This window comes from Haloechinothrix halophila YIM 93223, assembly GCF_000504245.1.
Taxonomy (GTDB): domain Bacteria; phylum Actinomycetota; class Actinomycetes; order Mycobacteriales; family Pseudonocardiaceae; genus Haloechinothrix_A; species Haloechinothrix_A halophila.
This window is the reverse complement of the sequence record NZ_KI632509.1, coordinates 315,373-328,443: the sequence shown is the minus strand read 5'-3', so window position 1 is coordinate 328,443 and position 13,071 is coordinate 315,373. Positions and strand designations below refer to the sequence as shown.

The window sequence follows — 13,071 nt, the reverse complement described above, 5'->3', positions numbered from 1 at the left end:
CTTGATGACAACCTCGATGCCGCCTGGTGGTCGCATTTCCGGGCATAAACTGGCTACTGTTCTGGGGCAGTGGCGACGACGTGGCCCGCATCACGGCGCCGCTGACCTCGCGGCTGCCGTCGAGTGGCAGGTGCGGGAGGGTCGGCTGCCGCCGGGCACGCGGCTTCCCGCCGAACGCGAGCTGGCCAGTGCCATCGAAGCGAGCCGCACTCTGGTCGGCGCCGCGCTGGAGCGGTTGCGGGAGAAAGGCCTTGTCGCGAGCAAGCGCGGGTCAGGCTCCTGGATCACGGTGCCGCGCACCTCGGGACTGCCTGTCGAGGCCGAGCCGGACGGCGACGCGATCGACTTCGCCAGGGCATCCCCGCCCGCGGTGCCCGCGCTGGTGCCCACCCTCAACGAGGCGATGCCGGAGCTGGCGGCGCTGGCGTCAGGCACCGGGTACAGCGAACGCGGACTGCCGACGCTGCGGGAACGGATCGCCGCCCGCTACACCGAGCGGGGCCTGCCGACGTCACCCGACGACATCCTGGTGACCAACGGCGCGCACCACGCGTTCGTGCTCGCGCTGCGGCACTTCGCGGGTCCGGGCGACCGGGTGCTTGTCGAGCAGCCGAGCTATCCCAACGCCATCGCGGCCGTGCGCGCCGCCCACGCGCTGCCGGTGCCGGTGCCCGTCGAGCGCGGCTGGGACGTCGAGGGCATCGAGGCCGCGCTCAAGCAGTCCAACCCGAGGCTGGCGTATCTCATCGCGGACTTCCACAACCCGACCGGTCTGCGGATGGACGCCGCGACGCGCCAGCGGCTCGGTGCGGCGCTGGTGCGCGCCCGCACGCCGGTTGTCGTGGACGAGACCATGGTTGAGCTGGACCACGAGGGTGATCCGGCGTCCGGGCCGCCGCCACTGGCCGCGTTCACCGGCGATGGCGTCGGCGGCAACTGGGCGATCTCGGTCGGATCCGCTGCCAAGACGTACTGGGGCGGGCTGCGGATCGGCTGGATCAGGGCGAGCAGGCAGTTCCTCGCGGGGCTGGTCTCGTCGCGGTCGGCGCTGGACCTTGGCTCACCGATGCTGGAACAACTCGTTCTCGCCAGGCTGATGGCGCTCGACGACGTCCTGCCTGCGAGGCGAGCACAGGTTGCCGGGATGCGGGACACCCTTGTCGACGCGGTGCGGACCCACTTCCCACAGTGGACGTTCGAGCAGCCAGACGGCGGGCTGTCGCTGTGGTGCCGGTTGGACGAACCGATCGGCACTCGGCTGGCCGTCGCGGCGCTCAACCACGGCGTGCGGGTCGCGCCCGGATCGCGGTTCAGCGTGCACGGTGGCCTCGAACAGTGGCTCCGGTTGCCCTACGCGCTGCCGGACGATCGGCTCGCTGAGGCCGTGGCGAGGCTGGGGTCCGCTGCCGGGTCGGTGCGGGGCGGGGGAGGTGCGAGTGAGCCGCCGGAGGACGTGCCGGTGGCGTGATGGCGATGCGGTGGCTTTCCGGCGCAGCCCCTCGGTGCGCCGGAAAGCCACCGCCGCTCAGGCGTGGGCCCGGTGCGGCTTCGGCGCGGTGAAGCCGCAGGGCGTCGCACGCCTCATTCGGGCCGTTCCCTCGACGACGGTGGGGTGGCAGGCGGTTCGCGGCGGGAGGTGATCCGCTACCGCCGACCGGTCCGCCGTCGCGTCAGCGGGGACGGCGCGGATGGTGTGGGGGCTCCGACGCCACGAATTCGTCCAGGGAGGCGACGTGGCGTCGGAGCCAGAGCCCGAATCGGCCTGGCGCGGTAGGCCGATCGGGAAGTACGTGGTCATGTGTATGCCTCAACGAGTGAGTTCACGTCAGGAAAGTGCTGATCAGCGAAGTTGCGTCAGAAGGTGCAGCGCGCTGGACCGTGTGGAGGAGCGGCTAAAGACGCGGGTATCCCCCGGATGAGGCGGGGTCAGTCAGGTGAGGTGCACGGCAGCGCGGCGTCGGCGCCAGCGCCGAGGGCGCGGTGGCCGACGGGGCCGCCGGTGTTGCCGCCGGACGAGGCGACTGCGTCGTCGGCGAGCACGGCGAACGGGTTCTTGCCCGTGCCGGTGTCGCCGGTTGCGGCCGCCGCTGCCGAGCCCGGCGCGGCGGGGATGAACGGCGCGCCCGCGCTACCGGCGCCGCCGTGGCTGGCGTGATCCGCCATGGTCGTTGGGTCGTGGCTGACTGGAACCGGCGCGGGCGGCGTGCTCAGCGCCGGCTGCTGCGGGAGCGTGACTGGCTGCGGCTTCGTGGCCTTGCGCTGCGTGGGCCCCTGCTTGCTCTGCTTCGTGGGCGCTGCCGGTTGCGTCGCCGCTGGCTTACGGGACGTCGCCGACGTGTCCTGCGGTGGCGCGGGGGCCGTACCGCCGAGGACGCCGGTGCCGACGGTGTTCGTGACGGTGTTGACCGTGTTGTTGACCGTGCCGGTGACGGTGTTGAGCGTGGTGTCGACGGTGCCGGTGACCGTGCCGACCGTGTTGTCCACCGTGTCGGTGACGGTCTTCGTCAGCCCGCCGGTGGTGGTGTCCAGCGTCGTGGTCACGGTGCCCGTCGTCGCATCGACGGTGTCGGTGAGGCCATCGGTGACGGATGTCGTGGTGTCGAGGGTGTCGCTTAGCCCGCCTGTCAGCCCGCCGAGCAGGCCGCCGGACCGCGATGAGTCAGCCTTCGAGTCGGCGTTCGACGCGTCTGAGGCATCCGAGGCTTCCGAAGCCTCCGACGTCGGCGCGGTCTCGGTCGCCTCGGTCGTGTCGCCGTCCGCGGACGCCGCCGTGCTCAGTAGCGCGGCGATGAACCAGCCGATGAGCGCGAATCCCGCGATGATCGCTATCCGCGCGGCCATAGTGGCGATGGTAGCGATCGCGATGCCGTGGCCAGGCATGACACGGTGAGGTGACGTCGATGCAGCGCTCACCGCGTCACCACCTCACGTCCTCGTCACGGCAGGTCACTGCTGTGCACACATGCGGAACACGCCGTCGTCACGAAACGGCGCAGGGTCTGAGTGTTACACCTCGCAACCCTTCGATCCAGCCCTTGTCGGCAAGAAGATTGGTGCGAACTGACCGGTTCGAGTGTGAGTTGACTACGGAGCGAGCTGATGCAGGCGCGATATGGCCTCGTCAATTACCTCGTTGGACTTGCAGAACGCGAACCGCAGCAGGTGCTCGTAGCCTCCGCTCTCGGCGAACGCGCTCACCGGAACAGCCGCGACGCCGATGCGTTCTGGCAGCTGCCAGGCCAATTCGGTCGCGTCGGTGTAGCCGAGCGGGCGGACGTCGGCGCACACGAAGTACGTCCCCGCTGACGAAAGCACCCCGAACCCGGCCTTGGCGAGCCCCTCGGCGAGCCGGTCGTGTTTCTCGGACAGCGAGTCGCGCAGCCGCTCGACCCAGCCCAGTTCGGTGCGGAGTGCGTGCGCCACGGCGGGCTGGAATGGCGCGCCGGAGACGAACGTCAGGAACTGCTTGGCCGCGCGGGTCGCCGCGATCAGCTCCGCACGCCCGCACGCCCAGCCGATCTTCCAGCCGGTGCAGTTGAACGACTTGCCCGCGCTGGACACCGACACCGTGCGCTCAGCCATGCCTGGCAGCGTGGTGAGCGGAATGTGCTCGGCGTCGCCGAACACCAGGTGCTCATACACCTCGTCGGTGATGGCGATCAGGTCGTTGTCCACGCAGACCCGTGCGATCCCGGCGAGTTCGTCGCGGGTGAACACCGTTCCCGTCGGGTTGTGCGGCGAGTTCACGATGATCGCGCGGGTGCGGGACGTGACAGCGGCCCGCAGCGCGTCGACGTCGACCTCGAACCGGCCCTCGCCGCGCTGAGCGAGCGACACCACCCGCTTCGTAGCCCCAGCCATGGCGATCGCTGCGGCGTACGAGTCGTAGTACGGCTCGAGCACGATCACCTCCTCGCCCGCGTCGACGAGGCCGAGCACGGCTGCCGTGATGCCCTCGGTCGCGCCGGTGGTCACCAGGATCTCGCTGGCGGGGTCGTAGTGCGTGCCGTAGCGGGTGCGGTGCTCGGCGACCGCGTCCAGGAGTTCTGGCCTGCCCTGGCCGGGTGGGTACTGGTTGATGCCGTCGTCGATGGCCTGCTTCGCCGCGTCGAGCATGCTGCGGGGGCCGTCCGAGTCGGGAAATCCCTGACCGAGGTTGACCGACTTGGTGCGCACGGCGAGCGCGGTCATCTCGGCGAACACGGTGGACGCGAACGGCCGCAGGCGCGGCACGATGGCAGGTTCCGACATGAGGTGTGATCTTCACGGAGAATGGTGGTGTGAAGCAAGCCAGCACAATCAGTTCAGCCGAGAGGCGTCCTCCGCCGCCACTGCCGGGCGGGCCAGGCGCGGAGGACGCCAAGCGTCGCGGCCTGCGCAGGATGAAGGGGGTCGCGCTCGGCTTCCTTGTTGGCGCGGCCGTGGTGTTCCTGCTGACGAGCTGGGCGCAGGCCGCTGGCTGGCCGGGTTGGGTCGGTTACGTGCGCGCCGCGGCCGAGGCTGGCATGATCGGCGCGCTCGCGGACTGGTTCGCGGTGACGGCGCTGTTCCGCTACCCGCTCGGCATCAAGATCCCGCACACCGCGATCATCCCGACCCGCAAGCAGCAGATCGGGGACAGTCTCGGGGAGTTCGTCGGCACCCACTTCCTCGCGCCTGACGTCGTCAGGGAGAAGGTCCGCAGCGCCGACATCGCGACGAACCTCGGTGGCTGGCTCGCGCGGCCGGAGAACGCCGAACGGGTGACCGCCGAGCTGGCGAGCGTGCTGCGCGGCGCGGTGACGGTGCTGCGCGACGAGGATGTCCAGGCCGTGATGGAGCAGGCCGTCACGAAGCGCATCATCGAGAAGGAATGGGGCCCGCCGCTCGGCGCGATCCTCGGGCAGATCGTCATCGACGGCGCGCACCACAAGCTGGTCGACCTGGTCTGCGACCGCTCCTACGAGTGGGTGCGAGACAACCACGACACCGTGCTGCGGGTGGTCTCCGACCGCGCGCCGACCTGGTCGCCGAAGTTCGTCGACGAACTGGTGGCGGACAAGGTCTATGGCGAGGTGCTGTCCTTCGCGTGGGCGGTGAAGGTCGACGTCAACCACCCGATGCGGATGGCGCTGGACCGGTTCCTCTCCGACTTCGCCACTGACTTGCGCGAGGACCAGGAGACGATCCGGCGCGCGGAGCAGGTCAAGCAGCAGGTGATCGAACATCCCGAAGTGCAGAAGCTGATCGGTGCCGCGTGGGCGACCGGCAAGGACATGCTGCTGACCGCGACCGAGGACCCGTCGAGCGAACTGCGGCAGCGGGTGCGGCAGGCGCTGTGCCGACTGGGCGAGCGGCTGGCTTCGAGAGACTCGCTTGCTACGAAGGTGGAGGCGTGGATCGAGGACGCCGCCGCACACGTCGTCACCAACTACTCAAACGAGCTGACGACGTTGATCACCGACACCGTGGCGCGCTGGGATCCGCAAGAGACGTCGCGGCGGGTGGAGCTGCAGGTCGGCAGGGATTTGCAGTTCATTCGCATCAACGGCACCGTGGTCGGCGCACTGGCCGGGCTGGCGATCTACACCGTTGCCGAGTTGGTGTTCTAATTCACTAGCGGAAAGTTCGCGCACGATATCAGGTATATGTGAGCAGAACCAAAGTGGCCGGATCTTGACGTTTTTCTATTGATGTCGATACTGTCCGCGTCGCCTGAATCAGGCCGACTATGAGGGGAAGCAGTGTCAGTCGATGCCGGTCATTACTGTGGGGGTCATCTTGATGACGCAGAAACGACGATGCGGATCGCGGTCGCGACGCCCGAGTCCGTTGTCAGGGCGGGTATCGCTTGCCTGATGGCGGCTGAACCGGAAATCGGGGTCGTGGCGACGGCGGATTCCGGTCACGAATTGCGGGTGGCAATGGGATCGACGCCCGTCGACGTCGTCGTCATCGACCTTGATATGGGCGACGTTGTCGTTGAACTGCTGAGAGAAAAGAGCGAGGCTGCTTTCCCAGCGGTAGTTGGGTTCTTGAATGGTGAAGCGCCGCCGGTGCGGACGCTGTCCAACCTGATCAAGGCAGGACTGGACGGAATCGTGCGCGTCAACCGGGTGGACGATGTGGCGCGTGCGATTCGAGAAACCCACCGCGGTTCCGTGTGGGTAAGCCCAGCGCTGGGTGCGCATGTTCTGCGTGGTGTTGATCTATCCTGGTCACGTTCTGACGGCGGTTCAATCGCCGGTGACCCTGATCAGGCAGTCGTGGTTTCCGGTCCGCGTCTGACGGCCACTGAACGCTCGGTGCTCCATCTGGTTGCGGATGGCTACACCGATCGGACGATCGCGGAGCAGACTCGTCGCACTGGCCGAACGATCAAGTATCACGTCTCGAATCTGCTGACAAAGTTCCAGGCACGCAACCGTGCTCATCTTGTCAACCTGGCCATAAGGACAGGTGATCTGCCAGCGAACGTCGCGATCGCCCCTGAAGAACCTGACCGAACGACACGTGACAGCCAAGTTGTCGACCGTGTGTGCTCGTGTCGGTCGTCGAGTTTCGGCGATACCGGAAAAGAACGCGAGACACACGCGGGAGCAGTTAAATGAATACCTCTGTCAGAGCAGGCTTGGTTGTGGCGAGTGCGGCGGTGATGGCACTCGCATCGATGGGTACGGCAAGTGCCAATCACGACCATGGTGACGGAACCCCTTCATGTTTCGGTGGCGAAATTTGCTTCGCGGAACATTATGACGGCGGTGGCGGGGCGCGTCATTTCTATGAGAGTTGGTTCTATCATGAGGAGCAGGGCGACTTTTACCCGACCGGGACTACGTTCTGGCACAACGCCAGTTCCATCAGGAACCGTGACACGTCATCGCCCGTGTGCGTCAAGGAATCTGGCGACTGGACCAATGATACTTGGTGGTTCTCAAACGATTCCATTTGGAAAAACTTTCACGTGGATCTCAATGATGAGAACAACAGTCACTGGCGTATAGATGAATACGGCGGTTGCTGGACTTGATGAAAAAGAATGGTCGGGGTGGGCCGGCAGTTCGGCCTGCCCCGGCCATTGTGGTGATGAAAGGCTGTTAAGCATGATCCGACCGTCCGGAAGAGCGCTGGCATGGCTGCTCGTGATCTGCGTGGCTGCCGTATCCGCTACGGGCTGCTCGGGCGAGAACGGGGCGACCGACCTACCTCCGATGCCACAGGGAGCGACGGAGCCATTCGATCTCTACCTGCAGCGGGAATCAGATTTGATCGTGGAGGTTATGCATGTCCTCACCGATCGCTGTCTCGCTGACGCTGGCTTTTCGGCGCGGCGCGATTCGGTGGACGAATCCGAACTGGAAAACGGGCCGTTGATGGGTAAACCACTGCAACCGAGGACGGTGGAGCGCGCCAGGAAGTACGGCTTCGGAATGCCGCTCAAACCACGACAGGGCGAGCCCAGGAAAGTCGTTGACGACGACCCAGCGCGTTCCCGGGCATACGACGAGTGCATGGCGAAGGCCAAGGAACGGCTCGGCGGTGCCGAAGGATTCGAGGAGGTAGTTGGCCAGTACGGGAATCTGCGCAACACCCTGACCCATGAGATGAACGATGAGGCGGACGAGATTCTCAGCAAATTCGCCTCGAAGCTCACTGAGTGCCTGCGCGAGAAGGGCTACGAGCGTGCTGACGGTGGTGACCTCGATGCGGAAGAGGGTCCACGGCAGTTCGGCATTTCGACAGGAAGCTATACGCGTGGCGAGGCCGGTGAGCATGCCGAAGCTGGTGACGGTGCTGCAGGCCTCCCTGAGCAGGTCGCTTACGTTCCCACGACAGAGGAGTCGGACTTCGCGGTCACGTTCGTGCGGTGCGGCCAGCGGACGGGCGTGTTCGCCGAGGTCGACGAGCGGTGGGAGGGAATGCAGCAGGCGATCATCGAGGACCACGCCGCGGAGTTCGCCGAGCTGAACCCGAAGATCAAGGTGTTGGCGAAGAAGGCAGCTGGACTGGTCGGAAAGTGACCAGCTCGCGATGACAGCAAGAAAGAAGTGGACGATCGGGTTCGCGCTGTTCGGTGCGTTCGTCATCGTGATCGCGCTGGGTGGCGTCGTGCTTGGCGCGCGACTTAAGTCGCCTGAACAGGCCGTGGCGGAGGCGGAACCGCCAGCGGCTTCCGTGGTGACGGCGACGGCCGAACGCAGGACATTGTCCGACGTGCTGCTAACCCGCGGCACGGTGGTGCGAGGCAAAGCCACCCGGATCCCGCCACCGCCGGGGCTGATGGGTGATACCGCGGTCGTCACCGATGTCATCGCCCAGCGCGGAACCATGGTTCAGGAAGGCGAGGTCGTGCTGGAAGTCGCGGGCGAACCGGTGTTTCCGTTCGCCACGCCGTTTCCGTTGTATCGGGACATTGGTGCGGGCATGACCGGCCCTGACGTCCGCGAGGTGCAACTCGCGCTGCGGCGGCTCGGCTACGGCGCCCCGACGACGGAGGTCTTCGACGCGGCGACGCGGGCAGCGCTCCGGCGGTTCTACGCCGACAGGGGCTACGCGGTGCCGGAGTCGTCCAGTGGGGTGGCCGAACGCGCCGACGGGAAGAAGCGAACGCAGCCGAAGCCGATGCTGCTGCGCTCCCACGTCATCCACATCGACAAGGTAGAGCGCGAGATCTCGCGCGTTCCGGTGAAGGTCGGCACCGTACTGACGCAGGAGACGACGATCCTCGCGCTAGACGCCGCCGACAACATGGTCACGACGACCCTGAGCGCTGATCAGGCGGTGGGCGTGACTAAGGGCGCGAAGGCGCGGATCGAGGACGAGATCCGTGACGCCACGTCGGGGGCCGTTGTCACGTCGGTCGCCAAGGAACCGAGAGCGAGCAACGGAGAACCTGGGTTCCCCGTGACGCTCACGTTCACGGGCACGCCGCTCCGGCCGACACCGAACCACAGCGTCCGGGTCAGTATCGGGGAGAGCGCCAAGCCGGCGCCGGTGCTCGCGGTGCCTGTCACCGCGATCTTCACCAGCGCGGACGGCAGTACCTACGTCACGCTCGCCGACGCCCGGCGCGATGTCGACGTAGACACCGGTGACTCCGCTGATGGCTGGGTCGCGGTGGAGCCGGTCGACGCGGACAGCGGGCTACGGCCGGGAGCCGCCGTCGTCGTTGGATGGTCAGCCGAGCGATCCGCCCCTGCCACCTCGAAGCCTGGCTGATGCGGGACGGGGAAACCGTGATCGAGCTCGCTGGAATTGGGCGCACGTATCATGATGGTGTACCGATCCATGCATTGCGTGACGTCGAGTTGCGCGTGCGGGCCGGGGACTACGTCGCGATTACCGGACCGTCCGGCGCGGGCAAGTCGACGCTGCTCAACGTGCTCGGGCTGCTCGATACGCCGGATATGGGCAGCTACCTGGTGCACGGTACGGAGACCGTCGGCGCGAGCGAACGGCTCCGCGTGACCATGCGCAGCGAGCTGTTCGGCTTCGTTTTCCAGGCGTTCCACCTGTTGGCCGGGCGCAGCGCGCGAGAGAACGTCGAGCTCGGCATGCTCTACGGCCGACACAACGCGAAAGAACGTAGACACCTCGCGGCGGAGGCGTTGCGGCGGGTCGGGCTCGCCGAGCGGTCGCACGCCGACCCACGCACTCTCTCGGGTGGCGAACGACAGCGCGTCGCGATCGCCCGGGCGATCGCGGGACGTCCGAAGGTGTTGTTCTGTGATGAACCGACGGGGAACCTGGACTCGGCCAACACGGAGAACATACTCGCGCTTCTTGATGAGCTGCATGCGGACGGCCTCACGCTGGTGGTAGTCACGCATGCGGAATTGGTCGCCGAGCGGGCCGACTGGCGTGTCACGGTCGTGGACGGGCGCGTATCGGAGGCGACGACATGCGCAGGGTGAGCGTCGGTGGTGCCGAGCTGGTCGCACCCAGGCTGCGGCTGCGTGATCTCGCCCGGGAGTCGTTGCTGTCCATTGGCGGGCAGCCCGCCCGCTCGTTGCTGACCGCCATCGGCACCGTTCTCGGCGCCGCGGCGTTCGTGGCGACGCTCGGGCTGTCCTCCACCATGTCGCAGCAGGTGTCGTCAACATTCGATCTCCAGCGGGCCACCGAGGTCACGGTGCGGGCGGCGACGGAAGCGGAGCGCGGCGCGGCAGGAGCGGATGGTAATCGGGGAACGGTCGCGAGCTGGTTACGCGAGGATGCGATGCGCAGGCTTGGGACGCTGGCCGGTGTCGAGTCGGCCGGCAGGCGGGTGCGGCTCAGCGAAACCGTGATCAACCGGTTCGCCGAGCCGGGCTCCGTGGTCACGTCAGCCGCGGTCACCGGAGTCGACTCAGGTGCCCTCGCTGGCATTGATCCGCGCGTCGTGCATGGCAGAACGTTCGGCGCATTCCACGACCGGACCGGTGCACCGGTCGTCATGCTGTCTGGGAGTGTCGCGCGGGAACTCGGAGTCTCCCGCGCGGGGATGTCGGTGTTCATCAACAGCCGCGCCTTCACGGTGGTGGGGATTTTCGACGACGTCGCCAGCCGTCCCGAGACCTTGCTGTCGGTCGTTATGCCGTTCGAGGCCGCACGGCTGTTGACTGCCGCCAACCGGGGTGCGACGACCTACGACGTCATCGTCAAGACTGAGCCGGGTGCGGCGCAGCAGGTCGGTCGCCAGGCGCCACTCGTGCTCGCGCCGCACGCTCCTGATTCCGTGCGTGCCATCGCGCCGCCCGACCCTCGGTCACTGCGTATGGCGATCGAGGGCGATGTCCGCCAGCTGTCACTTATCCTGTCTGTTGTCGCGCTCGCGATCGGCGCGGTGTCCATCGGTAACGCGGCGACGGCCGGTATCGCCGCGCGCATTCCGGAGATCGGGTTGCGTCGCGCGATGGGCGCGAAACGTTCGCATGTGTTCACCCAACTGCTCGGGGAGACCACGTTGCTCGGCACGCTCGGCGGGGTGATCGGCGCGTTGCTCGGGCTGCTTGTGACGGTCGGTGCGTCGCTGGCAAACGGTTGGCAGCCGGTGGTGGATCTCCGCGCCGCCCTGCTCGCGGCCGCGGGCGGTGCGGTCGCGGGCTTGCTCGCTGGGCTGGTGCCCGCGCTGCGTGCCATGCGAATCCCTCCGGTCGCAGCGCTTCAGCGGTGAGTTCGTGCGTCCAGGTGGTTTGTCCCGGCGCACGCGCCGAGCTGTTCTTCTGACACGGGCTGGCGCGCTTCCGTAGGCTAGGGGCCGTGATATGCCCTAAGTGCCAGAACCTGATGAAGACCGTCGACAAGGATGGCGTCCACATCGAACAGTGCGAGGGCTGCGGCGGGGTCTTCCTCGACCGCGGCGAGATGGAGCAGGTCGCCCGCGCTGAGGCGGCGTTCTACGCTGGCGCCGCCGGTGGCGCCAGTGCCGCGCCGCCGCCGTACAACCCGAGCGGGCCCGCGCCGGGACAGCAGCCGCAGCAGATGCCACCGCAGCAGCCCACGCCGCCCACCAGGCAGATGCCCGGGTATGGCTATGGCGACTCGCCCAAGCCATACAAGGGTGGCTACAAGGACTCACCCAAGCCGTATCGCGGCGGCTATCGGGACTCGCCAAAGCCGTACGGCCACGGCCAGTACGGGCACCGCAAGCGCAAGGGCAACTTCCTCGAGAACCTGTTCGACTTCTAGGAGCATGCTCGATCCGACCATCTGTCCCCGCTGCGGTGACCGGGCGGACGCGCCCATCGTCGCAGGCGATGAGTTGCTCTGCGCGCGCTGCGAGCACCGGTGGGCGTTCCTGCGGTTGCCGCTGTTCGCGCTGACCGGTCCCAGCGGGGGCGGGAAGTCGACCGTTGGCCCTGAGCTGGCCAGGCTGCTCCGGGAGGACGCCGTCGTGCTGGAGCAGGATGTGCTGTGGACTGGTGGCCTGCGCGACGATGTCGACGGGCATCCCGCGTTTCGCTCCACCTGGCTGCGGATGGCCGCGATGATTCACCAGAGCGGGCGACCGGTGGTGCTGTGCGGGACGGTGGTGCCTCCCGAGTTCGAGCCGTTGCCGGAACGCGCGCTGTTCTCCGACATCCACTACCTCGCCCTCGTCGCGAACGACGACGTCCTCACGAAGCGGCTCGCCGCCCGGCCCGCATGGCGGCAGTGGGACGACGAGGAGCGCGTCGCGGAGATGCTGGCGTTCGCCGCGTGGTTACGGGAGACAGCGGCCGAGATGCGCCCGCCGGTGCGGCTGTTCGACACGAGCGATGTCCCGCTGGGCGCCGCGGTCGATGTCGCCTGCCGTTGGGTGCGTGAGCTGCTGCCGCCGACGGCTGATCCGGCAGGGCCGTAAACCGCTCGGAATTGTCAGGGGTGCCGGGCAGCATGGTTCCCACACACCAACTCTGGAGGGAACGATGCCGGGAAGCATCTCTTTTGGCTGCGTCGCGCTGGACTGCCCCGACCCGTGGCGGCTCGCCCAGTTCTATGGCGAACTGCTCGGCTGGCGCATCGACGATCAGGACTCGCCCGATGACGACTGGGTGAGTCTGCTCAACCCCGATGGCGGCGCGGACATCTGCTTCCAGCGCGATCCGGACTACCAGCCGTCGACCTGGCCGTCGAAGGAGCGCCCGCAGATGCTGCATATCGACTTCGACGTGCCGGATATCGAGGCAGAGCACGACCGGGTGCTGGGGCTCGGCGCGCGGCTGCTCGACGACAGCCCGACGACGTTCCGGGTCTACGCCGACCCGGACGGCCACCCGTTCTGCCTCGTGCGCGCCGAGTAGCGCGTATTTCGCTGCCCCTTCACGTGGGCGGCGAAACCGCACGGACAGGTGTCGAGAAACGGCGTGCTGGGTACTCCTTACGAAAACTGCTGATGCACCGTGGGAGTAGCCAGCACGCTTTTCCTCGTAGCTTTCGAACCGGATACCGTTTGCGGGACGTGGCGGGCGTTGGCGCGGTATAGGTCTGTGACCTGGACCGCTCGGGTCGTGGGTGTCTCACCTAACACTCGATAGTTGCAAGCAGAGTGCTTGCAATTGCTAGCACCGCTGCGTAGACTGGCTTTTATCGCAAGGAGGTGGGCTGGATGCCCGAATCAGACATCACCAC

Annotated in this window: 13 protein-coding genes; 11 read left to right on the top strand and 2 right to left on the bottom strand. The window is 67.1% G+C overall.

The genetic code is table 11. The annotated features are described in order from the left end of the window. Window positions 1–4 precede the first annotated feature (4 nt). A complete protein-coding gene (yczR, locus tag AMYHA_RS01595) occupies window positions 5–1,468 on the top strand; it encodes a MocR-like transcription factor YczR (RefSeq protein WP_051399419.1) in 1,464 nt (487 codons plus the stop codon). Window positions 1,469–1,926: 458 nt separating this feature from the next. Here yczR and AMYHA_RS25420 read toward each other — a convergent pair whose 3' ends face one another. Continuing rightward, window positions 1,927–2,841, bottom strand: a complete 915-nt coding sequence (locus AMYHA_RS25420; RefSeq protein ID WP_157361705.1) for a hypothetical protein — start codon at window positions 2,839–2,841, stop codon at window positions 1,927–1,929. Between the two features lie 243 nt (window positions 2,842–3,084). After that, window positions 3,085–4,251 carry a pyridoxal phosphate-dependent aminotransferase gene (locus AMYHA_RS01585; protein WP_034267239.1) on the bottom strand — a complete coding sequence of 389 codons (1,167 nt, stop codon included), beginning with the start codon at window positions 4,249–4,251 and terminating at the stop codon, window positions 3,085–3,087. Between the two features lie 29 nt (window positions 4,252–4,280). On the opposite strand from AMYHA_RS01585, the gene AMYHA_RS01580 reads away from it, so the two are divergent. The 10 genes from AMYHA_RS01580 to AMYHA_RS01540 all read left to right on the top strand — a co-directional run bounded on the left by AMYHA_RS01580 (window position 4,281) and on the right by AMYHA_RS01540 (window position 12,743). Further along, window positions 4,281–5,591: a DUF445 domain-containing protein gene (locus AMYHA_RS01580; protein ID WP_407919866.1), complete on the top strand. Its 1,311-nt coding sequence runs from the start codon at window positions 4,281–4,283 to the stop codon at window positions 5,589–5,591. A gap of 189 nt (window positions 5,592–5,780) precedes the next feature. After that, window positions 5,781–6,590, top strand: a complete 810-nt coding sequence (locus AMYHA_RS01575) for a response regulator transcription factor (RefSeq protein WP_034267236.1) — start codon at window positions 5,781–5,783, stop codon at window positions 6,588–6,590. Beyond that, window positions 6,587–7,009, top strand: coding sequence for a hypothetical protein (locus tag AMYHA_RS26720; protein WP_157361703.1), 423 nt, complete (start codon window positions 6,587–6,589; stop codon window positions 7,007–7,009). Before AMYHA_RS01575 ends, AMYHA_RS26720 begins: the two co-directional genes overlap by 4 nt. Next, window positions 6,984–8,000, top strand: coding sequence for a hypothetical protein (locus AMYHA_RS01570; RefSeq protein WP_157361702.1), 1,017 nt, complete (start codon window positions 6,984–6,986; stop codon window positions 7,998–8,000). The genes AMYHA_RS26720 and AMYHA_RS01570 overlap by 26 nt, the downstream gene beginning before the upstream one ends. Window positions 8,001–8,010: 10 nt before the next feature. Continuing rightward, complete coding sequence (locus tag AMYHA_RS01565; RefSeq protein WP_034267231.1) at window positions 8,011–9,198, top strand: peptidoglycan-binding domain-containing protein; 1,188 nt, start codon at window positions 8,011–8,013, stop codon at window positions 9,196–9,198. 74 nt (window positions 9,199–9,272) lie between these two features. Continuing rightward, the gene (locus AMYHA_RS01560; protein WP_231104592.1) at window positions 9,273–9,893 is read left to right on the top strand and encodes an ABC transporter ATP-binding protein; all 621 of its coding nucleotides are present in this window, start codon (window positions 9,273–9,275) and stop codon (window positions 9,891–9,893) included. Continuing rightward, complete coding sequence (locus tag AMYHA_RS01555) at window positions 9,881–11,134, top strand: ABC transporter permease (RefSeq protein ID WP_084036696.1); 1,254 nt, start codon at window positions 9,881–9,883, stop codon at window positions 11,132–11,134. The genes AMYHA_RS01560 and AMYHA_RS01555 overlap by 13 nt, the downstream gene beginning before the upstream one ends. Before the next feature lie 86 nt (window positions 11,135–11,220). Further along, window positions 11,221–11,649, top strand: coding sequence for a TFIIB-type zinc ribbon-containing protein (locus tag AMYHA_RS01550; RefSeq protein WP_084036694.1), 429 nt, complete (start codon window positions 11,221–11,223; stop codon window positions 11,647–11,649). Window positions 11,650–11,653: 4 nt separating this feature from the next. After that, window positions 11,654–12,304: an AAA family ATPase gene (locus AMYHA_RS01545; protein WP_034267225.1), complete on the top strand. Its 651-nt coding sequence runs from the start codon at window positions 11,654–11,656 to the stop codon at window positions 12,302–12,304. A gap of 64 nt (window positions 12,305–12,368) precedes the next feature. Beyond that, window positions 12,369–12,743: a VOC family protein gene (locus AMYHA_RS01540; RefSeq protein ID WP_034267222.1), complete on the top strand. Its 375-nt coding sequence runs from the start codon at window positions 12,369–12,371 to the stop codon at window positions 12,741–12,743. Window positions 12,744–13,071 lie beyond the last annotated feature (328 nt).

Coding starts and splice junctions, on each gene's coding strand:
- AMYHA_RS01585 (WP_034267239.1), bottom strand. CDS start 4,251: ATGTCGGAACCTGCCATCGTGCCGCGCCTGCGGCCGTTCGCGTCCACC.
- AMYHA_RS01570 (WP_157361702.1), top strand. CDS start 6,984: ATGAATACGGCGGTTGCTGGACTTGATGAAAAAGAATGGTCGGGGTGG.
- AMYHA_RS01565 (WP_034267231.1), top strand. CDS start 8,011: ATGACAGCAAGAAAGAAGTGGACGATCGGGTTCGCGCTGTTCGGTGCG.
- AMYHA_RS01540 (WP_034267222.1), top strand. CDS start 12,369: ATGCCGGGAAGCATCTCTTTTGGCTGCGTCGCGCTGGACTGCCCCGAC.
- AMYHA_RS01575 (WP_034267236.1), top strand. CDS start 5,781: ATGCGGATCGCGGTCGCGACGCCCGAGTCCGTTGTCAGGGCGGGTATC.
- AMYHA_RS01545 (WP_034267225.1), top strand. CDS start 11,654: ATGCTCGATCCGACCATCTGTCCCCGCTGCGGTGACCGGGCGGACGCG.
- AMYHA_RS26720 (WP_157361703.1), top strand. CDS start 6,587: ATGAATACCTCTGTCAGAGCAGGCTTGGTTGTGGCGAGTGCGGCGGTG.
- AMYHA_RS25420 (WP_157361705.1), bottom strand. CDS start 2,841: ATGGCCGCGCGGATAGCGATCATCGCGGGATTCGCGCTCATCGGCTGG.
- yczR (WP_051399419.1), top strand. CDS start 5: ATGACAACCTCGATGCCGCCTGGTGGTCGCATTTCCGGGCATAAACTG.
- AMYHA_RS01555 (WP_084036696.1), top strand. CDS start 9,881: ATGCGCAGGGTGAGCGTCGGTGGTGCCGAGCTGGTCGCACCCAGGCTG.